Annotated in this window: 20 protein-coding genes, 1 tRNA gene and 1 pseudogene; 12 read left to right on the top strand and 10 right to left on the bottom strand. The window is 70.9% G+C overall.

The window, feature by feature from the left end; all coding sequences use genetic code 11:
• Nucleotides 1–89 precede the first annotated feature (89 nt).
• Together QWU11_RS25235 and QWU11_RS25230 are read left to right on the top strand one after the other, a co-directional pair.
• On the top strand, nt 90–1,865 hold the full coding sequence (locus QWU11_RS25235; protein WP_354670901.1) for an acyclic terpene utilization AtuA family protein: 1,776 nt from the start codon (nt 90–92) through the stop codon (nt 1,863–1,865).
• An 8-nt stretch (nt 1,866–1,873) separates the two neighbouring features.
• The gene (locus QWU11_RS25230) at nt 1,874–2,551 is read left to right on the top strand and encodes a YoaK family protein (RefSeq protein WP_290116877.1); all 678 of its coding nucleotides are present in this window, start codon (nt 1,874–1,876) and stop codon (nt 2,549–2,551) included.
• Between the two features lies 1 nt (nt 2,552).
• On the opposite strand, the gene QWU11_RS25225 is transcribed toward QWU11_RS25230, so the two are convergent.
• Entirely contained in the window at nt 2,553–3,248 is a 696-nt protein-coding gene (locus QWU11_RS25225) for a TIGR03943 family protein (RefSeq protein ID WP_290116876.1), read from the bottom strand.
• Nucleotides 3,245–4,258 carry a permease gene (locus QWU11_RS25220; RefSeq protein WP_290116875.1) on the bottom strand — a complete coding sequence of 338 codons (1,014 nt, stop codon included), beginning with the start codon at nt 4,256–4,258 and terminating at the stop codon, nt 3,245–3,247. The genes QWU11_RS25225 and QWU11_RS25220 overlap by 4 nt, the downstream gene beginning before the upstream one ends.
• 173 nt (nt 4,259–4,431) lie before the next feature.
• On the opposite strand from QWU11_RS25220, the gene QWU11_RS25215 reads away from it, so the two are divergent.
• Nucleotides 4,432–6,321, top strand: coding sequence for a bifunctional metallophosphatase/5'-nucleotidase (locus QWU11_RS25215; RefSeq protein WP_290116874.1), 1,890 nt, complete (start codon nt 4,432–4,434; stop codon nt 6,319–6,321).
• 47 nt (nt 6,322–6,368) lie between these two features.
• Here QWU11_RS25215 and QWU11_RS25210 read toward each other — a convergent pair whose 3' ends face one another.
• On the bottom strand, nt 6,369–6,932 hold the full coding sequence (locus tag QWU11_RS25210) for a TetR/AcrR family transcriptional regulator (protein ID WP_290116873.1): 564 nt from the start codon (nt 6,930–6,932) through the stop codon (nt 6,369–6,371).
• Nucleotides 6,933–7,008: 76 nt separating this feature from the next.
• Here QWU11_RS25210 and QWU11_RS25205 point away from each other — a divergent pair, with 76 nt between their 5' ends.
• Nucleotides 7,009–7,422: an organic hydroperoxide resistance protein gene (locus QWU11_RS25205; protein WP_290116872.1), complete on the top strand. Its 414-nt coding sequence runs from the start codon at nt 7,009–7,011 to the stop codon at nt 7,420–7,422.
• On the opposite strand, the gene QWU11_RS25200 is transcribed toward QWU11_RS25205, so the two are convergent.
• Together QWU11_RS25200 and QWU11_RS25195 are read right to left on the bottom strand one after the other, a co-directional pair.
• Nucleotides 7,412–9,703: a glycoside hydrolase family 3 N-terminal domain-containing protein gene (locus QWU11_RS25200; protein WP_290116871.1), complete on the bottom strand. Its 2,292-nt coding sequence runs from the start codon at nt 9,701–9,703 to the stop codon at nt 7,412–7,414. The genes QWU11_RS25205 and QWU11_RS25200 overlap by 11 nt on opposite strands.
• Nucleotides 9,704–9,711: 8 nt before the next feature.
• Nucleotides 9,712–10,731, bottom strand: a complete 1,020-nt coding sequence (locus tag QWU11_RS25195) for a LacI family DNA-binding transcriptional regulator (RefSeq protein WP_290116870.1) — start codon at nt 10,729–10,731, stop codon at nt 9,712–9,714.
• A gap of 234 nt (nt 10,732–10,965) precedes the next feature.
• Here QWU11_RS25195 and QWU11_RS25190 point away from each other — a divergent pair, with 234 nt between their 5' ends.
• The 6 genes and pseudogenes from QWU11_RS25190 (at nt 10,966) to QWU11_RS25165 (ending at nt 16,156) form a co-directional block, all read left to right on the top strand.
• Entirely contained in the window at nt 10,966–12,288 is a 1,323-nt protein-coding gene (locus tag QWU11_RS25190; RefSeq protein ID WP_290116869.1) for an extracellular solute-binding protein, read from the top strand.
• A complete protein-coding gene (locus QWU11_RS25185) occupies nt 12,285–13,223 on the top strand; it encodes a sugar ABC transporter permease (RefSeq protein WP_354670900.1) in 939 nt (312 codons plus the stop codon). The genes QWU11_RS25190 and QWU11_RS25185 overlap by 4 nt, the downstream gene beginning before the upstream one ends.
• Nucleotides 13,220–14,056 carry a carbohydrate ABC transporter permease gene (locus QWU11_RS25180; RefSeq protein WP_290116868.1) on the top strand — a complete coding sequence of 279 codons (837 nt, stop codon included), beginning with the start codon at nt 13,220–13,222 and terminating at the stop codon, nt 14,054–14,056. The genes QWU11_RS25185 and QWU11_RS25180 overlap by 4 nt, the downstream gene beginning before the upstream one ends.
• Nucleotides 14,057–14,186: 130 nt before the next feature.
• Complete coding sequence (locus QWU11_RS25175; protein ID WP_290116867.1) at nt 14,187–15,188, top strand: lytic polysaccharide monooxygenase; 1,002 nt, start codon at nt 14,187–14,189, stop codon at nt 15,186–15,188.
• Between the two features lie 54 nt (nt 15,189–15,242).
• Nucleotides 15,243–15,779 (top strand): annotated as a pseudogene (locus tag QWU11_RS25170) (endo-1,4-beta-xylanase).
• Entirely contained in the window at nt 15,665–16,156 is a 492-nt protein-coding gene (locus QWU11_RS25165; RefSeq protein ID WP_290116866.1) for a cellulose binding domain-containing protein, read from the top strand. Before QWU11_RS25170 ends, QWU11_RS25165 begins: the two are co-directional and overlap by 115 nt.
• A gap of 13 nt (nt 16,157–16,169) precedes the next feature.
• On the opposite strand, the gene QWU11_RS25160 is transcribed toward QWU11_RS25165, so the two are convergent.
• Together QWU11_RS25160 and QWU11_RS25155 are read right to left on the bottom strand one after the other, a co-directional pair.
• Nucleotides 16,170–16,469 carry a hypothetical protein gene (locus QWU11_RS25160; protein WP_290116865.1) on the bottom strand — a complete coding sequence of 100 codons (300 nt, stop codon included), beginning with the start codon at nt 16,467–16,469 and terminating at the stop codon, nt 16,170–16,172.
• A gap of 92 nt (nt 16,470–16,561) precedes the next feature.
• Nucleotides 16,562–17,149, bottom strand: a complete 588-nt coding sequence (locus QWU11_RS25155) for a hypothetical protein (RefSeq protein WP_290116864.1) — start codon at nt 17,147–17,149, stop codon at nt 16,562–16,564.
• Nucleotides 17,150–17,310: 161 nt separating this feature from the next.
• Here QWU11_RS25155 and QWU11_RS25150 point away from each other — a divergent pair, with 161 nt between their 5' ends.
• Nucleotides 17,311–17,589 carry a hypothetical protein gene (locus QWU11_RS25150; RefSeq protein WP_290116863.1) on the top strand — a complete coding sequence of 93 codons (279 nt, stop codon included), beginning with the start codon at nt 17,311–17,313 and terminating at the stop codon, nt 17,587–17,589.
• Nucleotides 17,590–17,647: 58 nt separating this feature from the next.
• Here QWU11_RS25150 and QWU11_RS25145 read toward each other — a convergent pair whose 3' ends face one another.
• The 3 genes from QWU11_RS25145 to dcd form a co-directional block, all read right to left on the bottom strand.
• Nucleotides 17,648–19,405, bottom strand: coding sequence for an ABC transporter permease/substrate binding protein (locus QWU11_RS25145; RefSeq protein ID WP_290116862.1), 1,758 nt, complete (start codon nt 19,403–19,405; stop codon nt 17,648–17,650).
• Complete coding sequence (locus QWU11_RS25140; RefSeq protein WP_290116861.1) at nt 19,398–20,579, bottom strand: glycine betaine/L-proline ABC transporter ATP-binding protein; 1,182 nt, start codon at nt 20,577–20,579, stop codon at nt 19,398–19,400. Before QWU11_RS25140 ends, QWU11_RS25145 begins: the two co-directional genes overlap by 8 nt.
• A gap of 542 nt (nt 20,580–21,121) precedes the next feature.
• The gene (dcd, locus tag QWU11_RS25135) at nt 21,122–21,697 is read right to left on the bottom strand and encodes a dCTP deaminase (RefSeq protein ID WP_290116860.1); all 576 of its coding nucleotides are present in this window, start codon (nt 21,695–21,697) and stop codon (nt 21,122–21,124) included.
• Between the two features lie 107 nt (nt 21,698–21,804).
• Here dcd and QWU11_RS25130 point away from each other — a divergent pair.
• Nucleotides 21,805–21,875, top strand: a tRNA-Gly gene (locus QWU11_RS25130).
• The last annotated feature ends 60 nt before the right edge of the window (nt 21,876–21,935 follow it).

Raw genomic sequence — 21,935 nt, 5'->3', positions numbered from 1 at the left:
ATCAGCCGCCCGATCGGTCAGGACCTGCCGGCGACCGGCTGAGGGTGCGGGGCGGAGGCCCGGCGAACCGTACGGTAACTTCGGTCGGCGTGACCCTGGAGGTGGCCATGGACCGGCCGGTGCGCATCGCCAACTGTTCCGGTTTCTACGGAGATCGCATGTCCGCGCTCGCCGAGATGGTGAACGGGGGGCCGGTCGACGTCATCACCGGTGACTACCTGGCCGAGGTCACCATGCTGGTGCTGGCCAAGAACCGCCTGAAGAAACCCGGCGGCGGCTACGCGAGCACCTTCCTCCGCCAGCTGAAGCCGGTCGTGGCCACCGTCGCCGAGCGCGGCATCAAGATCGTTGTCAACGCCGGCGGCCTCGACCCCGCCGGGCTGGCCGCCGCGACACGCGAGATGCTCGCCGAGGCCGGCGTGGACCTCGCGGTCGCGTACGTCGAAGGCGACGATCTCGCCCCGAAGATCCCGGCGCTGCTCGCCGACGGGCACGAGCTGTCCCACCTCGACACCGGCCGGCCCTTCACCGGCTGGGGTCACGACCCGCTGACCGCCAACGCCTACCTCGGCGGCTTCGGCGTCCAGGCGGCGCTCGCCGCCGGTGCCGACGTCGTCGTCACCGGCCGGGTGGCGGACGCGTCCCTCATCACCGGTGCCGCCGCCTGGTGGTGGCGCTGGACGCCCGCCGACCTCGACGCCCTCGCCGGCGCGGTCGTCGCCGGGCACGTGATCGAGTGCGGCGCGCAGGCCACCGGCGGCAACTTCTCCGGGTTCGAGCGGATCGCCGACCTGACCCACCCGGGCTTCCCGCTCGCCGAGGTCGGCCGCGACGGCACCAGCGTGATCACCAAGCACGAGGGCACCGGAGGCGCGGTCACCGTCGACACCGTCACCGCGCAGCTCCTGTACGAGATCGGCGCGCCCGGCTACCTCAACCCGGACGTCGTGCCTCATCTCGACACGGTCCACCTCGAACCGGCCGGGCCCGACCGCGTACGGATCAGCGGCGTCGTCGGCTCCGCGCCTCCCCCGACCACCAAGGTCGCCGTCACCGGGCTCGGCGGCTGGCGCAACGACTCCACGTTCGTGCTCACCGGCACCGACGCCGACGCCAAGGCCGCGCTGGTCGAGCAGGCCGTACGCGCCCGGCTCGACGGTGACTCCGGCATCAGCGACCTGCGCTTCACCCGCATCGGCACGCCCGCCGAGGACCCGGCCGACCAGATGGCCGGGTCCAGCCTGCTGCACGTCTCCGTCGACGGCGAGCAGGCCAGCGCCGGCCGGGCCTTCTCCTCGCTGTGCGTCGAGCTCGCGCTCTCCAGCTATCCGGGCATCTACGGCATGGGCGTGCCCGGCTCGGGCGGCCCGTACGGCGTGTACTGGCCGACGCTGGTCCCCCAGGAGCTCCTGGACCACACCGTCGTCCACCCCGACGGGCGGCACGAGACCGTGCCACCACCGCCCACAGCGCCGTACGAGGGCGACGCCCCCGCGGGCCCCGCCGAGCCGTACGACGCGGGCGAGACCGTCGACGGGCCGCTCGGCCGCCTCGTGCACGCCCGGTCCGGCGACAAGGGCGGCAACGCCAACGTCGGCCTGTGGGTCGCCGACCCGGACGCCTGGCCCTGGCTGCGCGCCACGATGACCACCGACCTGCTGCGGGCGCTGCTGCCCGAGACCGCCGAACTGGCCGTCGACCGCTACGAACTCCCCAACCTGCGCGCGGTCAACTTCGTCGTACGCGGCCTGCTCGACGGCGGCGCCACCGAGGCCCGCCGCTTCGACAAGCAGGCCAAGGCGCTCGGCGAGTGGGTCCGCGCCCGCCACGTCCCCCTCCCCGTAAGGCTGCTGCCCGGGGTATGACCCCGGGGGTGACGGAACGCCCGGTCACCCACGCGTCCGTGCAGCTCGGCGTCCTGCTCGCCGTCGCCGGCGGCTTTCTGGACGCCTTCTCCTACCTCGAGCTGGGCGGGGTCTTCGCCAACGCCCAGACGGGCAACGTGGTGCTGTTCGGCGTCGAGGCCGCGCGGGCGCACGGGACGGACGCCGTACGCCACATCCCGTCGATCCTGGCGTTCGTGGTCGGCGTGGTCGTGGCCGAGACGCTCCTCCGGCCGCGCGTGGCGGCGGCGCTCCGGTGGCCGAGCCGGTTCGCCCTCGTGCTGGAGATCGCCGTCCTGGCCGTCGTCGGGCTGCTGCCGCGCGGCGTCCCGGACAGCGTGCTCATCGTCATGATCGCCTTCACCGCGTCGGTGCAGGTCACGATGTTCCGCACGTTGATCGACTGGCCGTACAACACGGCGATGGTGACCGGCAACCTGCGCAGCGCGGCCCAGGCGGCCTATCTCGCGGTCGCCGACCGCGATCCGGAGGCGGTACGGAAGGCGCGGAGCTTCGCCATCGTCATCGGTGCCTTCGTCGTCGGTGCCTTCGGCGGCGGCTGGCTCACCCTGCACGTGGGCCGGCACGCGATCTGGATCTCCGCGGGGGTGCTGGTCGCGGCCCTGGGGCTGTTCGTGGTCGACGAGCGTTTCCGTCCGGAGGAGTGAGTCACTCGTACGGGTCGACCGGTGTCGAGATCTCGGCCAGGCTGACCGCGTGCAGTTCCGGCACGCCGTCGGCCGCGCGGTTGAACGTCCCGGTGACCGTCACCCACTGGTCGCGGGCCGGCCGGCTCCCCGACGCGCCGGTGATCCGGACGACCGAGGCGACGGCGTCGGCCGCGCAGCAGGCGATCTGGTACCGCGCGATGCGGAACCCCTGCCTGTCGGAGGACGGCGTGACGAACCCGGTCAGGCGTACGGGAACGGCGCCGAAGCTGGCGCCGTGGTGGTCGGCCGCCCGCTCGTCGAACTCCAGCAACGTCATCGGCACCGTACGGCCCGGGGCCAGCGCGTCGAAGACCTTGCCGCCCGAGGTGATGCTGACCCCCTCGCTGCGGGCCACCCCGAAGCTGCCCAGAGTCGGCGGCGTGACCAGCAGCAGCGCGAGCACCGGGGCGAGCAGCAGCCAGCCGATGCGTTCGTCGTGGTGGTGCCCGTGCGCGTCCTCGTCCGCCGCCCGGCCGCGGTGCCGGAGCGCCCGCATGACGCCGAACAGGCCGAGACCGGCCAGCAGCACCCCGGCGACCAGCAGCAGCGGGCCCATTCCGGTCCGGACGTACTTGGCGTACGCGCCGCCCACCGCCAGCCGGATCATCAGGGCCCCGACCAGCAGTACCGTCGTCGCCCGCGCGTCCTCGCTCACAGGAACCACCACCCGATCAGCCCGGCCGACGTCACGGCGACGGCGAAGGTCGCGAGGGAGAAACGCCAGGCGAACCTCGGCCCGAACGTGCCCGCCTGCAGGGCGAACAGCTTCACGTCGACCATCGGCCCGACGACGAGGAACGCCAGCCGCGCCGTCGGCGAGAACTGCTTGAGCCCGGCGGCGACGAACGCGTCCGCCTCGGAGCAGAGCGAGACCAGCACGGCCAGGACGCCGAGCACGAGCACCGAGACCGGGCCCGGCCGCGCGATCGAGTCGACCAGGTCGCGCGGCACGAGCGTCTGCAGCGTCGCGGCGGCGGCCGCCCCGATCACCAGGAACCCGCCGGCCTGCAGGAAGTCGTGCTGGGCGGTGGACAGGAAGCGGGTCAGCCGCCGCCCGTCCGCGTCGTCCTCGGGCGAACGCCGCGCGTTCAGCAGGTCGTCTCGGCCGAGCGCGATCCACAGCAGCCCCATCGCGACCGAGGCGATCAGGCTCGCCACCAGCCGCGCGAGCACCATCATCGGCCGGCCCGGGAACGCCACGGCCGTGGAGACGAGCACGACGGGGTTGATCGCGGGCGCGGACAGCAGGAACGCGAAGGCCGCGGCCGGGGTGACGCCGATCGAGACGAGCCGCGCCGCGACCGGCACCGACCCGCACTCACAGCCGGGCAGCGCCGCGCCCGCCACCGCCGCGGCGGGGACCGCGAGCACGGGCCGGCGCGGGAGCAGCCGCGCGATCAGGCCCGGCGGGACGAACGCCGCGATGGCCGCGCTCACCGCGACGCCGAGCACGAGGAACGGCATCGCCTGGATCGTGATCGCGACGAAGATCGTCGCCCAGTTGGCCGCGGCCGGGTGGGTGAGCAGGCCGGTCAGCGCCGGCCGGAGCAGGACGGCGACGACGATCAGTGCCGTGACCAGCGCCAGACCGGCCTCGGGAAGACGGCGCCGCCCGGTCGGCCCGGCCGCGGGTGGCGCGTCTTCGGAAGAGGCCGGAGTACGCACAGGCGGCAATGTAACCGCATTACGAAATGGCCCACAACAGGCCTTCAAGTGGCGAAGTCACGCGATGAGTACGAATTAACCGGGCGTCTTCCACGACGCCATACGCCCATGCGACAGTACGGCCCGTATACCAGGATTCTGATGTTCCCCTGAAAGGAACCGCGGAGGAACCCGTGCTCCCTGCCCTCATCCGTACACGCGCGGCACGCGTCGGCCTGATCGTGGTCGCGCTCGGCGCCGTGGCCGCCGCGCCGCTCGCCGTGACCGGTGCGCCGCCGGCCGGCGCGGTCACCATCGCCGGCGCCAACACGCTGTCGGACAAGGTCTCGGTCGACTGGGCGGGCAAGCACCACCCCGCGCGGACCACCGACGTCCACCTGCTCGCCTGGAACGACTTCCACGGCAACCTCGAACCCGCCGCACTGACGCAGTACGGCCAGTTCGCGGGCGGTGCCGCCTACCTCGCCAAGGCCGTGCACGACAAGCAGAAGCAGTACGGCGCCCGGCAGGCCACCGTGATGGCCGGCGACAACATCGGCGCGAGCCCCCTCGTCAACGGACTCTTCAAGGAGGAGCCCGCGACGATCATGGCCAACCTGATGAACGTGGACTTCGCCTCGGTCGGCAACCATGAGTTCGACAAGGGCAAGGACGAGCTCCGCCGCATCCAGAACGGCGGCTGCGCCTCGACCGGCTGCACGGCCGCGCCGTACACGGTCAAGCGGCACGGGCGGCTGACGACGACCAAGACCTACCCGGGCGCCGAGTTCCAGTACCTGGCCGCGAACGTCATCGACAACGCGACCAAGAAGCCGCTGTTCCCGGCGTACGGCATCAAGCGGTTCCCCTCCACGAGCGGGCGGCCGATCTCGGTCGGCTTCATCGGCGAGGTGCTGCAGTCCACCCCGACGATCGTCACGCCGTCCGGCGTCGAGGGCCTGACCTTCGAGGACGAGGCGACCGCGGCGAACCGCGCCGCCAAGGACCTCGCCAAGAAGGGCGTGCACATCCCGGTGCTCGTCATCCACCAGGGCGGGTTCCAGACCGGCACCCCGACCGGCCCTAACGGGTGCGCGGGCAACCTGGCCGGCTCCGACATCGAGACGATCGCCAAGAAGCTCGACCCCTCGATCAAGGTGATCGTGTCCGGCCACACGCACGTGGAGTACCGCTGCACGATCACGGTCAACGGCGTGACGCGGCTCATCACCAGCGCGTCCTCCTTCGGCCGGATGCTGAGCGACATCAAGCTGACAGTCGACAACAGGACGGGCGACCTGGTCGGCGCGGACGCCGTCGACTCGATCGTGCAGAACGCCACGAACACCCCGGCGCCCGGCGTCAGCCGCATCGACGACCCGACCAAGGCCGACCCGGCCGTGGCCAAGGTGGTCCAGCAGTACGTCACCGCGTCCGCGCCGCTGGCCAACAAGGTGATCGGCAAGATCCAGGGCGACCTCACCCGTACCGCGTCGCCGTTCGGTGAGACGACGCTCGGCGACGTGATCGCGGACGCCCAGCTGGCCGCCACCGCGGCGCCGGACAAGGGCGCGGCCCAGGTCGCGCTGATGAACCCCGGCGGCGTGCGCGCGGACATGAAGGTCAGCGACATCTCCTCCGGCGGTGAGGCGCCGGGCGAGGTCACGTACGGCGAGGCGTTCACCGTGCAGCCGTTCGGCAACAGCCTGGTCACCAAGACGATGACCGGCGACATGCTGAAGCGGGTGCTGGAGCAGAACTACGTCGGCTGCGGCGGGCAGACCACCGCCAAGACCCTGCAGATCTCCTCGACGCTGAAGTACGAGGCGAACCCGGCCGCCGCGACCTGCGACGCGAAGATCGGCGACATCTGGGTGAACGGCGCGCTGATCACCCCGACGACGAGCCTCCGCGTGACGATGAACAACTTCCTGGCGTTCGGCGGTGACGGCTACACCGTCTTCAACGAGGGCACCAACGCCCTCGGCGGCGCGCAGGACATCGACGCGTTCGCCGACTACCTGGCGGCGTCCAGCGGCGGCGTCTCGGTGCCGGCGCTCGACCGGATCGTCGCGGCGTCCTGACGATCACCTGAACGAGCGGCGTCTCCCGTACGGGAGACGCCGCTTCCTCATGCCAGGACGCGGGAGACGGCCTCGCGGACGAGCGGACGGGTGTCGCCGGCGCCGTCCACGTCGCCGGCGATGATCAGGCCGTCGCGAAGCATGACGAGCATCGTGGCCGTACGGTCGGCGTCCGGGTGGCTCGCGGCGGCGAGCAGGTCGCGCAGCACTCCGTGGAACCACGCGCGGTGGGCGGCGACGACCCGGCGTACGGGATGGGCGGGGTCGGGGTACTCCGCCGCGGCATTGATGAACGCGCATCCGCGGAACCCCGGGCCGCAGGTGAACTCCCCGAGCGCGTCGAAGACCGCCAGGATCTCGTCCTCGCGCGTAAGACCGCCCGGAATCGTCCTGCTCCGGACCTGGTCGTCCTGCTCCTTGAGGTAGGCGCAGACCAGATCGTCCTTGGACGGGAAGTGGGCGTAGAAGGTGGCCTTGGCCACGGACGCCTCGGCGATGACCCGGTCGATGCCGACCGTGTGGATGCCCTCGGCGTAGAACAGGCTGCTCGCGGCGTCGAGCACCCGCCGCCGGGCGGGACTCTCGCGGCGCCGTACCGCGGTCTCGGTCATGCTTTGACATTACCAGACAGATCTGTCTACCATCGGCTCGAACGTACAGACAGGTCTGTCTTCTTAGGAGCCCCTCATGAGCGCCCTCTACACCGCCATCGCCACCGCCTCCGGCCGGGACGGCCGCGCCGTCTCCTCGGACAACAAGCTCGACGTCACGCTGGCCCGCCCGGCCGAGCTGGGCGGCGACGGCGAGGGCACCAACCCCGAGCAGCTCTTCGCCGCCGGCTACTCCGCCTGCTTCGCCAGCGCGCTCGGCCTGGTCGCGAGCAAGGAGAAGGTCGACATCTCCGACGCCGCGGTGACCGCCGAGGTCGGCCTGAACGCCAACGGCTCGGGCGGCTTCGCGCTCAGCGTCACGCTGCGCGTCGAGCTGCCGGAGGACGTGCCGGCCGAGAAGGGCCGCGAGCTGGTCGAGGCCGCGCACCAGGTCTGCCCGTACTCCAACGCCACGCGTGGCAACATCCCGGTCGAGCTCGTCATCGAGTAGCCGTGACCGTCGCGGGGACCGTGAGCACCCGGTCGGCGCCGAGCACGCGCTCGGGCCCGGTGAGGTCGAACGATCCCCGCAGCGGCAGGTCCTCGCTGGAGGACCCGACCGCGACCTCGATCGTCCCGGGTTCCACGACGCGCCGCAGGTCGCGGCCCGTGAACGAGGTGCGGTCGGCGTGCACCTCGAACGTCACGCGCGCCGCCGCGCCCGGGGCGAGCCGCGCCCGCGCCCAGCCCGCCAGCCACCGCGTGGGCCGTACGACCGAGGCGACCGGGTCGGCGAGATAGAGCTGCACGACCTCGGCGCCGGAGCGTTCGCCGAGGTTGCGCACTGTCACGGCGACGCGCACCGTGCCGTCGGTCGGCGCCGAGGCGTCGACCTCCAGGTCCTCGTAGCCGAAACTCGTCCAGGTCAGCCCGTGGCCGAACGGGAACAGCGCCCGCGGGTCCACCGAGCTCCACCGCGACGACGCGCCCGTACGGGCCCGGAGGTAGGTGCCCGGCTGGCCGCCCCGGTGGCGCGGCACGCTCACCGGAAGGCGGCCCGACGGGTCGAGGCGGCCGGACAGGATGCCCGCGAGGGCCGGCGCCCCCTCCTCTCCGGGGAAGAAGGCCTGGACGACGGCCGCCGCGCGGTCGGCGACGCCGCCGAGCGCGTACGGGCGGCCGGTCAGCAGCACGAGCACCGTGGGCGTGCCGGTGGCCAGGACCGCCTCGGCGAGCTCGCGCTGACGGCCCGGAAGATCGAGGGTCTCGGCGTCGCAGCCCTCGCCCGAGGTGCCGTGGCCGAACAGCCCGGCGCGGTCGCCGAGCGCGAGCACGCACACCTCCGCGTCACGCGCCGCCGCGACCGCCGCCTCGATGTCGGCGTCGGTGACCATGACGTCCTCACCGGCGGCCACGGTCAGCTCCGCGTCAGGGAGCTCGGCGGACAGCGCGCCGGCGAGCGCCGGGATCTCGACGCCGAGGGACAGCTCCGGATAGCGCCCGGCCACGTGGGTGGGGAACGTGTAGCAGCCGAGCATCGCGCGCGGGTCGTCGGCGAGCGGGCCGGTCAGCGCGACGCGACGCGCCCGCAGCGGCAGCACGCCGTCGTTGGCCAGCAGGACGACGGACTCCTCCGCGAGCCGGCGCGCCAGGCCGCGCAGCTCGGGCGGGTCGAAGTCCGCCGGCTCCTCGACGATGTCCCAGCCGTCGTCCAGCAGCCCGAGGTCGCACTTGAGCGCGAGCACCCGCCCGGCCGCCCGGTCAAGGTGCTCTTCGGGGATGTCTCCCCGCCGGACCCGCTCGACCAGCGGCGTCCCGTAACAGCGCACGGTGGGCAGTTCGACGTCGATGCCCGCGCGCAGCGCGAGCGCGGCGGCCTCGCCCGGCGACCCCGCCACGCCGTGCATGTCCTGCAGGAACGACAGCGCGAAGTAGTCCGACACCACGACGCCGGTGAAGCCGAGCCGGTCGCGGAGCAGCCCGGTGAGCAGGCTCTCGTCGGCCGCCGCCGGCACTCCGTCGACGTCGGCGTAGGAGTTCATCACCGCGCGGGCGCCGCCCGCGCGCAGGGCCAGCTCGAAGGGTTCGAGGACCACGTCGGCGAACTCCCGCGGCCCGAGTGCGGCCGACGCCATGTTGCGCGCCCCGCGCGAGGAGGCGTACCCGGCGAAGTGCTTCAGCGTCGCGACCAGGCCGGTGCGTTCGAGCCCGTGGACGTACGCGCTGCCGATGACGCCGACGAGGTAGGGGTCCTCGCCGATCGTCTCCTCCGTACGCCCCCAGCGGTAGTCGCGGGTGACGTCGAGGACGGGCGCCAGGCCCTGGTGGACGCCGGCCCGCCGCATGCTGGTGGCGATGCCCTCGGCCATCTCGCCGACCAGCTCGGGGTCGAAGCTCGCGCCCCAGGCCAGCGGGCAGGGAAAGACGGTCGCGGTCCAGGTCATGAAGCCGGTCAGGCACTCCTCGTGCGCGATCGCGGGAATGCCGAACCGGTTTCCGGCCGCGACCCGCGCCTGGAGCTCGCGCAGCCGCGCGGCCCCCTCGGCGGGGCGGACCGGGGCCGTACCGAAGACGCGGGTGAGCTGGCCGAGCCCGGACCTGATGACCTCATCCAGCGGAGGGGGTTCGCCGAAGTCGTCAGGCAGGGGCGCCACCTCCTCCCCGGGTTGGGCGGAGACGGTCCAGTAGCCGGTGAGTTGCCCGGCCTTCTCCTCGATCGTCATCCGGCCGAGCAGGTCGGCGACGCGTTCGGTCACGGGGAGACTCGCGTCCCGCCACAGCTCGTCGGCCACAGGCGCTCCTAAGTGGTGGTCCCGGCGGGCGGCGGCGCGGTGGACAGCCGGACCCGCAGGTCGGTGGCGAGCTCGATTCGTGGACTCACCAGCGGCTCACCGTCGAGCTGCTGGAACAGCGTGCGTGCGGCCAGCCGCCCCATCTCCTCCAGCGGCTGGCGGACCGTGGTCAGCGGCGGGGAGAGCCACTGGCACAGCGGCAGGTCGTCGAAGCCGACGACGCTCAGGTCGTGCGGGACCTGGAGCCCGGCCTGGCGCGCGGCCTCGTAGGCGCCCATCGCCTGCTGGTCGCTGCCCGCGAAGATCGCGGTGGGCCGGTCCTCCAGGGCGAGCAGGTCGCGCGAGGCGCGGAAACCGCCCTCGTGACGGAAGTCGCCGTAGCGGATCAGGCGGCGGTCGACCTCGATGCCGGCGCGTTCGAGCGCGGCGCGGTAGCCGTCGACGCGCGCCTGCGTGCAGAGCATCTCGCGCGGGCCGCCGATCACCCCGATGCGGCGGTGGCCCAGCTCGATGAGGTGCTCGGTCGCGGACAGGCCGCCGGCCCAGTTGGTCGCGCCGACGCTGGCCAGATCGGAGTCGGGCAGGTCGACGGGGTCGATGACCACGAGCGCGATGCCGGCGCGTTCGAGCTGGGCGCGCTGCTGCGGCGTCATGCGCGAGGTCACCAGGATCACGCCGTCGCTGTCGTGCATCGTCGTGAGCGAGGTCCAGCTCGGCGGCCGCGCGTTGTCGTCGCGTACGAGGGACACCACGGTGCCGGTGCCGCGCTCGGCGCACTCGGCCTCGACGCCGCGCAGGATCTCCACCGCCCAGGGGCTGTCGAGACCGCCGATGACCAGGTCGATCAGCCCGGAACGCCGGGCGCGGCGGCCGCCCGGGGCGAGGTAGTTGTGCGTCCTCAGCAGGTCGGCGACCCGTTCGCGGGTCGCGGGCGCGACGTCGGTCCGGCCGTTGAGCACCTTCGAGACGGTGGCCTGGGAGACCCCGGCCTCCGACGCGATGAGGGCGAGTGTCGGGCGCTCACTCACCGGCCGCCCCCGGCTGTCGTGCCACAGATGATCTCCTTCGCTGAGCCTGACGATTTCGAAGAGTATCGCAAAGTTTCGAAGCCGCCTAGCCTGCCTTTCGGCAGCAGAAAAGTGGGGGGTTGACCGATGCACCGCCCTTTTCTAGGCTGCCCCAGATATGGGCGTCGATAGTTTTCGAAAGTCTATCGGTGCCGGTCCAGCCCGTCTTCGCCACCCCCAGCCAAGGAGGTCCTGATGGGCGAGCAGCCCCTCTCACGCCGCACCTTCCTGTCCGCAGCCGCGATCACCGGCCTGTCCGTGCCGCTGGCCGCCGCCTGCGGCACCTCCGGCCCCGGCGGCGCGAAGGGGGGCGGGAAGACCGTCCAGGCGTGGGTCCTGGTGGACCAGGCGCAGAACCGCGTGCAGCGGTCGGCGGTGGACGCCTTCAACAAATCCTCCTCGGCCGGCAAGGTCAAGCTGCTGCCGATCTCCAGCGACGGCGCGGTCTACACCGACAAGCTCCGCGTCAGCATGGGCTCGCCGACCCCGCCCGACCTGCTCTTCAACTGGGGAAGCGGCAGCATCCGCCCCTACGTGCAGGCCGGCGGCCTGGTGGATCTCACCCCGAAGCTCACCGCCGACGCGGCGTGGAAGGGCTCCTTCCTGCCCTCGGTGCTCGACGCCGGGAAAATCGACGGCAAGTACTACGGCATACCCATGCGGGGCATGCAACCAGTGATCCTCTTCTACAACAAGACGCTGTTCGCCGAGCAGGGCCAGAAACCGCCCGCGACCTACGACGACCTGCTCAAACTGGTCGACTTCTTCAAATCCAAGAAGATCCAGCCATTCGCCCTCGGCGGCCTCGACCAGTGGCCGAACCTGATGTGGCTGGAGTACCTCGTCGAGCGTACGGGCGGCCCCTCGGTGTTTGAGAACATCGCGGCCGGAAAGCCCGGCGCCTGGCGCGACCCGGCGGTCCTGACCGCCCTCGGGCAGGTGCGCGAGCTGGTCCAGCGCGGCGCGTTCGGCACGAACTACAACTCGGTGAACTACGTCAACGACGGCGCCGGCCTGCTGTTCGCCAAGGGCAAGGCGGCCATGCACCTGATGGGCACCTGGGAGGTCTCCAACCAGGTCGAACGGCACCGCGCGTTCGCCCAGAAGGACCTGAGCTTCGCGCCGTTCCCCTCGGTCGCGGGCGGCAAGGGCGACCCGAACGCCGTGGTCGGCAACCCGACCAACTACTTCTCCATCAGCTCCAAGTCGGCCGGCAAGGACACCGCGGTGGACTTCCTGAAGAAGGAGATGTCCGACGCGGCGTACGTCGACGCGCTCATCAAGTCCGGTGACGTGCCGGCCGTGACCGGCTTGGAGGACAAGCTGTCCGCGGCGCCCAGCCCGGAGTTCGCGCGGTACGTCTACCAGATGGTGCAGAAGGCGCCGAGCTTCACGCTGTCGTGGGACCAGGCGCTGATGCCGCAGTTCAAGACCCCCCTGCTGGCCAACCTGCAGAAGGTCTTCACCGGAAAGCAGACCCCCGAGCAGTTCGTCACCGCCCTGGAGTCGGTGAAGTGACCGCCGTGGTCCCCGTCGCACGACGCCGGGGCACCCGGGCCGCCGAGCGGAGCACCGACCGCGCGGCCCGGCCCGGGGCGCTGTGGGTGGTGCCGGCCGCGCTGTTCTTCATGGTGTTCGCCGGGCTGCCGCTCGTGCTCGTCGCGGTGCTGTCCTTCACCTCCTGGAACGGCCTCGGCACACCCGCGTTCAACGGCCTGGACAACTGGAGCCGGATGCTGTCCGACTCCTCCGTGCTCGACTCCCTGCGGATCAGCGCGATCCTCACGGTGCTCTGCTGGGCGGTGCAGACCCCGCTGGCCCTGCTCCTCGGAGTGTGGGCGGCGGGGCGGCAGCGTAACCGCGCGGCCCTGTCCTCGATCTTCTTTCTTCCGCTGCTGATGTCGACGGCGGCGATCGCGATCACGTGGCTGACGCTGCTCGACCCGAACTTCGGGCTCGCCGCCAAGATCGGGCCCTACATCGGCTTCCCCGACGGCAACATCATCGGCAGCCCGCGGGGCGCGCTCGGCTGCATCGTCGTGGTCGTCGCGTGGCAGTTCGTGCCCTTCCACACGCTGCTCTACCAGGCGGCGGCGCGGCAGATCCCCCAGTCGCTCTACGACGCGGCGACGGTCGACGGCGCGGGACGGGTCCGGCAGTTCCGGCACATCACGGTGCCGCAGCTGCGCAACACCATCATCACCTCCTCGATCCTGATGCTCGTCGGGTCGCTCACCTACTTCGAGACCGTGCTGATCCTGACCGCGGGCGGGCCCGGGAGCGCGACGAACATCCTGCCGCAGCACATGTACATGTCCGCGTTCCGCGACTACCAGATGGGGTACGCGAGTGTGATCGCGCTGTCCCTGGTCGCGCTGGGCACGGCGTTGTCGCTGGTCATCGTCCGGTTCTCCGGCTTCGCCAAGATGCGCAGCACGCTGGAGGGGATGTGAGCCGGCTCCGGCGCGCGGCGGGCCGCGCCAACTGGGGCGCCGGGCTCGCGTCGCTCGTGTGGCTGGCGTTCGTGATCGCGCCGATCTACCTCGTCGTCAAGGACAGCCTGCAGACGACCGGCTCCTACCTCGACCACGGGCCGCTCTCTCTGCCCCGGCACCTCACCTTCGGCAACTTCGGCGACGTCTTCGACCGCGGGTTCACGCACTACCTCGTCAACACCGCGATCGTCACCGTCGCGAGCGCGGCACTCACCGTGCTGCTCGCCTTCCCGGCCGCGTACGCGATCGTGCGGTCGCGCAGCCGCATGGTCTCCGGCGTCTTCCGGATGTTCCTGACCGGCCTGGCGATCCCGGCGCAGGCCACGATCATCCCGGTGTACCTGCTGATCACCCGCATGCACCTGTACGACTCCCTGACCGCGATCGTGCTGCCCACGGTCGCGTTCGGGCTGCCGCTCAGCGTGCTCGTGCTCGCCTCCGCGCTGCGCGACGTGCCGCGTGAGCTGTACGAGGCGATGACGCTGGAGGGTGGCGGGTCGGTCCGCCTGATGTGGAGCCTCGCGCTGCCGCTCAGTCGCGCTGCGCTGACCACCGTCTCGATCTACTGCGCGCTGAACGCCTGGAACGGCTTCCTGTTCCCGCTGATCCTCACCCAGTCCGACGAGCAGCGGGTGCAGACGCTGGGCCTGTACAACTTCCAGGGCCAGTTCAGCTCCAACGTCCCCGGCCTGATGGCGGCCGTGCTGCTGTCGGCTCTGCCGATCTTCGTCGTCTACCTGTTCGCCCGGCGCTGGCTCGTCGCGGGCATGGCCGGTGTGGGCGGGAAGTAGCGTTTTCACCTACTTTCACGCCGTGGCGCTACGAAGCGGCAGGTCGGTCCGCTCCACGCCTCCACGCTCTTGATCTGTCCGTGTGCGACGCGGTGCTATGGGAGCGCTCCCATATCTGAGAGGAGAGGCCGTGAAACGGACATTCGCCGGGGTGCTGCTGGTCGTGCTCGGCGTGAGCCTGCTGGTCGCCCGGCCCGCGACGGCGCACGGCGCGTTCATGCAGCCGGGCAGCCGTACGTTCCTGTGCTGGGAGGACGGGCTGACCCCGACCGGTGAGATCTCGCCGAAGAACCCGGCGTGCTCGGCCGCGGTGGCGCAGAGCGGCGTCAACTCGCTCTACAACTGGTTCGCGGTGCTGCGCTCCGACGGCGCCGGCCGTACGCGCGGGTTCGTCCCGGACGGGCGGCTGTGCAGCGGCGGCAACCCGAACTACACCGGCTTCGACCTGCCGAGCGCGGACTGGCCGCTCACCCACCTGACGAGCGGCGCGAACGTCGACTTCCACTACAACAAGTGGGCCGCGCACCCCGGCTCGTTCTCCCTGTACGTCACCAAGGACGGCTACGACCCGACACAGCCGCTGAACTGGGACGACATGGAGAGCAATCCGTTCCTCGTCGTCGACCGGCCGCCGAGCACGGGCCCCACGGGCAGCGTGGACGGCTACTACTACTGGTCCGGGAACCTGCCCTCCGGCAAGACCGGGCGGCACGTCATCTACTCGGTCTGGACGCGGTCGGACAGCACCGAGACGTTCTACGGCTGCTCCGACGTCGTCTTCGACGGCGGCAACGGCGAGGTCGCCGGCGTCGGGCAGACCGGCGACCCGGGCAGCACGCCCTGCCAGGCGACCTTCGCGGTCACGAACTCCTGGTCCGGCGGCTTCCAGGCCGAGGTGACCGTCCACAACCCGGGCGCGGCGCCGATGAACGGCTGGACCGTGAGCTGGCTGACGCCGAGTGACCAGCGGATCGCGAGCGTCTGGAACGGCACTCTCACCGTCAGCGGAGACCTCGCCACCGTACGGAACGCGGACTGGAATCGTACGGTCGCCGCCGGAGCGTCGACGACGTTCGGGCTCGTCGCGGACGGCCCGCCCACCGTGCCCACGCCCACCTGCGTCAGCCCCTGAGGAGAACGCGATCCTCGGCGGGAGCGAGTTCGGGCAGATCACCCCGGCAACTCCATGACGTGGCACGCCACCGAACCCCGGCAGAACCAGTTCAGCCACGCCAGGGGCGACGCCGTCGTGAGCTTCGCGCGGGCGCACGGCCAGATCGTCCGCGGTCACGCGCTGCTCTGGCACAACCAGCTGCCGGGCTGGCTGACCGGCGGCACCTGAACCGCCGACCAGCTCACCGCGGTCCTGCAGAACCACATCGCGAACGTCGCCGGGCACCACAGGGGCCAGGTGTACGCCTGGGACGTGGTCAACGAGCCGTTCAACGACGACGGGACGTACCGGACGAGCCTCTGGTACACCACGCTCGGCACGGGGTACATCGCCACCGCGCTGCGCGCCGCCCGCGCCGCCGACCCGGACGCCAAGCTCCACATCAACGACTACAACACCGAGGGCTGGCGGTGCAGTACGGCTTCCCAACCGGCATGCAGGCCGACTTGCAGCGCTTCGCCGACCTCGGCGTGGACACCGACAAGTACTCCTGGGTGCCCAGCACCTTCACCGGCCAGGGCTCGGCACTGCCCTGGGACGAGAACCTGACCGCGAAACCGTCCGTGTACGGCGCCATCGCGACGGCGCTCGGCGGCTCTGGAGGTGGTGGTGGCGATTCCGCCTGCTCGGTCGCGTACTCGGCCAATGACTGGGGTTCGGGCTTCACGGCGAACATCACGATCACCAACCGGGGACCCGCGATCAACGGGTGGACGCTGAAGTACGCCTACGCGGGAAACCAACGGCTGAGCCAGGGCTGGAGCGGCACCTGGTCGCAGTCGGGATCGGACGTCACCGTCGCGAACGCCTCCTGGAACGGCGCCCTCGCCACCGGCGCGTCGGCCTCGATCGGCGCCAGCTTCTCCTACAGCGGCGCCAACGGCGCGCCGGGCGCCTTCACGCTCAACGGCGTCACCTGCGGCTGAGACGGACTCGTGGTCACCCGGGCTCGCTCCGGGTGACCACACCTCCGACGCCGCGTTCCTGCAGGAACGCCGCGATCCGCCGCGCCGCCCCCGCCGGGTCGTCCACCGGGTGCCGCATCTCCGCGTTGTTCCAGTCGAAGTCGTGCCCGGACTCGGCCACGAAGACGTACAGGGGTACGCCTGGAATCTCGGTCGTGATGGTCAGTCCGGGCAGCGCGTCACGGAACCCGACGCGCAGTCCGAGCCCGACCAGCTCCCGGTACAGCTCCCCGAGCAGCCGCAGCTCTTCGTCGTAGCGAATCGCGTGTCGCACTGTCTCGCCCCTTTCTTCTCGCCGGGGTATGGCGATGAGGGACCGCCCCCTTTCCCGTACGCGCGAAATACCGGAAAAGGTTCAACCGGGATCTACGACACTTGATCGGCGGTACGGCGCGAAACCCGGAAGACCCGTACGACCTCGCTCATCCGGTCGGTCATGACGTCCTCGGCCCGGTTGCCGTACGGGCTCCGGGCGGCCCGGCGCTGCGCCCACCGGGGCACGGGCGTGGCGGACCGGTTGGCCGCGTGCCAGCGTTCGGTCAGGTCACAGAGGCCCTGCCGGGCCTGGGCGAAGGAGTGCCCGGGCAGGTCGACCTGGCGCGACTGGCGGGCCGCCGTCTCCGCCGACTGGTACGCCTTGGCGGCCTCGACGGCCTGGCTCTCCTTTCGGGCGGGCCCGACCATGCTGATGACCGTGGTCAGCATGGCCCCGACCAGGGCGAGCGCCCCGGCCACGACCGGGAACCGGTCACCGGCGAGCACCACGCTCCCGGCCACCCCGGCCGTGATCACCGCGGACGATCCGAGCCCGAGGTTGATGACCCGCCAGATCCGTACCGTCTCCCACTGCGCCCGCGCCGCCTGCGCGCAGATCTCCTCGATCCGGCAGAACTCGGCGGCGACCGCGACACGCCACGTGGGTTCGATTCCGCCGAACAGCTCTTTCTCGGCCATGGGGCCTCTCCCGACTACCTCGCCGATGATGAGCCAGATGATTCAGCGGTCCCCGTCGCCCCGTGGCACCGACGACCCAATCGAGGAACCCCCTTGACCGACGCATGGGCAGCTCTGCTCCCCATGGACGGCCACCCCGGATCGAGACGACACTTGAGGACATGCGCTGGTTACTGGGAGCCGTAGCCGTGGTGATCCTCGCGGTCTTCCTCGGCTTGTTCGTCAACTCGACCGCAGGATGGCTGCTCGGCCTGTTCGGGACGCTGGGCGTGCTGTTCGCGTGGCGTGCCGGCGTCGTCGGGAACGCCGCCGAGAACTGGTCGCGCACCTTGTACGGCCCGGACGAGGACCGCGAGGGCTCAGGGTACGCCGACCTGATGGGCCGCCGCCTCGCCGCCGGCCGCCGTTCGCGCGCGTCGCGGCGCCACCGTCCGTCATAGTGCGCGGGCGGCCGCCCGCGCCGTACGGCTTGGGCGGCCCCGCTCCTGTGACGCGGTGTCAGCCGGTGAGCTTCTTGACGATCGCCGGGTTCTGCTTCTCCCACTCGGCGACGCCCTGGGCCTCCTTGTTCTTGTACTTGTTCATCACCAGGTCCTCCAGCGGGAACAGCTGGGCGTCGTCCATCGTGAACCTCTTCAGCCAGCCGTCGAGCTGCGGGAAGTCCTTGGCGAAGCCCTGGCGGCCCAGCGTGTGGATCTTCTCCGCGGCGCCGAAGGCGTTCTGCGGGTCGGCGAGCGGCTTGATCGGGAACTTGGTGTACGCCCAGTGCGGCTTCCACAGGGTGACCGCGATCGGCTGCTTGCTCTGCATGGAGCGGTTCAGCTCCGCGAGCATCGCCGCCGTGCTGCTCTCGACCACCTTGTAGTCGCCCAGACCGTACGCGGGCTGCACCTTGTTCTTGACGATCTTCATCTCGCCGGCGCCGGGCTCGATGCCGACGATGCGGCCCTTGAAGCGCCCGCTCTGTCCCTTGAGGTCGGCGATGGAGTTGGCCGGGTCGGTCTTGGGCACCGCGATCTGCATGCTCGCCTTGTCGTACCAGACCCCGACGTCCTCGATCTCGTCCTTGTACTTGTTGTAGTAGTCGGCGTGCGTGGCCGGGAGCCAGGCGTCGAAGAACAGGTCGATGTCGCCCTGGCCGAGGCCGGCGAACAACGGCCCGGCGTCGACCTGCCGCAGCGTGACCTGGTACCCCTTCTTCTCCAGCTCGCTCTTCCACAGCTGGGTGACGGCGATGTCCTCGTCCCACGGGATGTAGCCGATGGTGATCGGCTTGCCCTTGGCGCCGCCCCCGGTGCCGACCACGCCCAGCGTCGTGGCGAGCACCGCGAACACGACGACGCCGGACAGCGCCAGCACGGGACGCGGGCGGTACCTCAGGACGTTGGCCACGCCGCCGCGCGCGGCCCGGTCGGCCGAACGCCGCGCGGCCGGCGCCAGCCGCGTGCCGAGCGCGCCCGTCATGCGGTCGAGGATGATCGCCAGCACGACGACGGCGAGGCCGGACTCGGCTCCGGCGCTCAGGTTGTACTGCGTGATCGCGCCGAAGACGTTCGCGCCCAGGCCCGCGGCGCCGACCATGCCCGCGACGACGACCATGGACAGCGACAGCATGATGACCTGGTTGACACCGGTCATGATGGTCGGCAGGGCCAGCGGAAGCTGCACCCGCGTGAGCACGCGTCCCGGTGGCGTACCGAACGCTTCGGCGGCCTCGACCGTCTCCCGGTCCACCTGCCGGATGCCGAGCTCGGTCAGCCGTACGCCCGGCGGGATCGCGAAGATCATCGTCGCGATGACGCCGGGCACCTCGCCCAGCCCGAAGAACGAGATCGCCGGGATCAGGTAGACGAACGCCGGCATGGTCTGCATGAGATCCAGTACGGGCCGGGCCACGGCGCTGAACGCCGCCGTACGGGCACTCAGGACGCCGAGCGGGACCCCGACGAGCAGGGCCGCGGCACTGGCGACCAGCACGAGGGCGAGCGTCTGCATCGCGGCGTCCCACTGCCCGAGCGAGTCGATCAGAATGAGCCCGGCCATGGTCAGCACGCCCGCCGCCAGCCCGCGCAGCCACCAGCACGCCATCGCGATCAGCGCGGCGAGCGCCAGGGACGGCGGCGCGCTCAGCAGGTGGCTCAGGCCGTGGACCACGCCGCCGACGACGTCGCTGATCGCGTCGAACACCGGCTTGCCGTGCTTGGTGAGGAAGTCGACCGCGTCGCTGACCCAGTCACCGAGATGGAGCCTAGGCATTGGTGGTGACCTCCTGGCCGTTGCCGAGCGCGGCGAGCAGCGTGATCCGCGGGATGACGCCGAGGAGCCTGCCGTCCCCGTCGGCGACCGGCACCGGGAACGGGCTCTCGGCGCAGCGGGTGAACAGGTCGGCGACGGCCGTGTCGGGCTCGACGGGCTGGACGTCGTCGTCGATGAGACCGTCGAGGTCGCTGCGGCCCTCGCGTACGGCCCTGGCCGCGGGTTCGGCGAGGACCGCGCCGAGCAGCTTCCGCTCACGGGACAGGACGAACGCCGCGGCGGACTGCGTCTCGCGCATGACCCGTACGGCGGCGCGCGGCCCGCCGTTCGCCTCCACGACGGCGACCGGCTTCTCCATGACCGACCGGGCGGTGAGCACACGCGTCCGGTCGACGTCGGCCACGAACTGGGCGACGTAGTCGTTGGCGGGGTCGGTGAGGATCTCCTCGGCCGTACCGATCTGCATGACCTGGCCGTCGCGCAGCATCGCGATGCGGTCGCCGAGGCGCATCGCCTCGTTGAGGTCGTGCGTGATGAACACGATCGTCTTGTTGAGGCGTCGCTGCAGGTCGAGCAGCAGATCCTGCATCTCACGGCGGATCAGCGGGTCGAGCGCGCTGAACGCCTCGTCCATGAGCAGGACGCCGGTCTCGGCGGCCAGCGCGCGGGCGATGCCGACCCGCTGCTGCATGCCGCCGGAGAGCTGGTCGGGGTAGCGGTCCTCCCAGCCGTCCAGCCCGACCTGGGCCAGGAACTCCTTGGCCTTCTCCAGGCGTTCCTGCCGTGGAACGTTCCGGACCTCGAGCCCGTACGCCGCGTTCTCCAGCACCGTACGGTGAGGGAACAGCGCGAAGTGCTGGAAGACCATGCTGACCTTCGTCTGGCGGAGGTCACGGAGTTCTCTGCCGCTCATCGCGGTGATGTCGACCCCGTCGATCTCGACGGCGCCCGCGGTGGGCTCGAGGATGCCGTTCAGCATCCGGATCAACGTGGACTTGCCGGAGCCCGACAGGCCCATGACGACGAAGATCTCTCCGTCCTCGACGTCGAACGAGACGTCGGCGACCGCGGCGCCCAGTCCGGCCGGGTCGGCGCCTTGGCTGATCTTGCGTTGGGCTTCGGCCTGCCTCCGTCCGAAGATCTTCGAGACCTTGTGCACGCGCAGTCTTGACACAGCGTCCTTCCCGTCTATGACCTAGATCACATGTACTCGGTGTCAACCGGGTGTCCAGGGCAAACGTCGGGAGAGGTTAGCGGGGGGCCGGGCGGGATGCCCACTTATGTGCCGTGCGTCACTTTCGGTTTGAGGGCGGATCGTCGGGGGTCGTCGACGCGGAACCGGTCGCGGTCCGTCGGCCGCCCTGGCCGAGGTCGAGAGCGACCTCGGCCAGGGTCCGTACGACGTGCGGATCGCCCGCCGGTTCGCTGCCGAACCGGTACCCGTGCAGGGCGGGATCCTGCCGCAGCGGGCCGATTGCGAGTGGGAGCGCCGGAATGCTGATTGGGCTGTTCAGGACGTACGAGCCGTTCCTCGTCGGGAACGGGCCGGAGTCGCCGGCGGTCCAGGTGTGGTCGGTCCGGTTCGCCCCTTGGACCGGAGAGCCTGATGCCGGCGCCGAATGTGAGACCGCCTTGTTCGCATCGGGGCGGCGTACGGCGTCGAGCAGCCTGCCCCGGGCGGCCCCTGCGGCAGGACGAGCGTCGGACGCCTCCGCCTCATACCCGGGTGCGATGAAAATTAAGGTAGGACCGCGAGGGCGTCGGCCCACGCTGATCCTGGTACCGCGAACCGTGATGCGCGGACCCGTACGGGTGCGCGACGGGCGAACTCGTACGGAACAGGCACATCTGCCCGATCTTCATGCCGGGCCAGAGCTTGATCGGCAGCGTCGCGACGTTGGAGAGCTCAAGCGTGACATGCCCGGAGAACCCGGGATCGATCCAGCCGGCCGTCGAGTGCGTGAGCAGCCCGAGCCGCCCGAGACTGGACTTGCCCTCGAGCCGCGCCGCGAGGTCGTCGGGCAACCCGAACACCTCGTAGGTGGAGGCGAGGACGAACTCCCCGGGATGCAGGATGAAGGGCTGCTCGGCACCGACCTCGATGAGCCGGGTGAGGTCCGGCTGCTCGACGGCGGGGTCGATGTGAGGATATTTGTGGTTCTCGAAGACCCGAAAGTACCGATCAAGCCGCACGTCGATACTGGACGGCTGAACCATCGCGGCGTCGTACGGGTCGATCTTCATACGCCCGGACTCGATCTCGCCCTGGAGATCCCGATCGGAGAGAAGCACAGGGGTGAAACTATCGCGTGGAGCGTGTCACCGCTGAGGAGGCCGGAGGACCGTGCTGCGGGGGTGTGGGTTCCGGTAGCATGTGCGAGCGGTCTACGGAGCGCGTCGCGGGTGTAGTTCAATGGTAGAACTCCAGCTTCCCAAGCTGGTAGTGCGGGTTCGATTCCCGTCACCCGCTCTCATGCCGAAGGCCCAAGTCAGGAAGTTTCCCCGACCCGGGCCTTGATCGTTTTTATCG

It is taken from the genome of Actinomadura sp. DC4 (assembly GCF_030406325.1).
Lineage (GTDB): Bacteria > Actinomycetota > Actinomycetes > Streptosporangiales > Streptosporangiaceae > Actinoallomurus.
Note: the sequence above shows the minus strand (reverse complement) of the source record. Positions and strands in the feature narration are given on the sequence as shown.

Bases quoted from the DNA above. Each gene is read 5' to 3' on its own strand.
- QWU11_RS25150 (WP_290116863.1), top strand. From the start codon at position 17,311: ATGCGCTGGTTACTGGGAGCCGTAGCCGTGGTGATCCTCGCGGTCTTC.
- QWU11_RS25145 (WP_290116862.1), bottom strand. From the start codon at position 19,405: ATGCCTAGGCTCCATCTCGGTGACTGGGTCAGCGACGCGGTCGACTTC.
- QWU11_RS25205 (WP_290116872.1), top strand. From the start codon at position 7,009: ATGAGCGCCCTCTACACCGCCATCGCCACCGCCTCCGGCCGGGACGGC.
- QWU11_RS25190 (WP_290116869.1), top strand. From the start codon at position 10,966: ATGGGCGAGCAGCCCCTCTCACGCCGCACCTTCCTGTCCGCAGCCGCG.
- QWU11_RS25155 (WP_290116864.1), bottom strand. From the start codon at position 17,149: ATGGCCGAGAAAGAGCTGTTCGGCGGAATCGAACCCACGTGGCGTGTC.
- QWU11_RS25165 (WP_290116866.1), top strand. From the start codon at position 15,665: ATGCAGGCCGACTTGCAGCGCTTCGCCGACCTCGGCGTGGACACCGAC.
- QWU11_RS25210 (WP_290116873.1), bottom strand. From the start codon at position 6,932: ATGACCGAGACCGCGGTACGGCGCCGCGAGAGTCCCGCCCGGCGGCGG.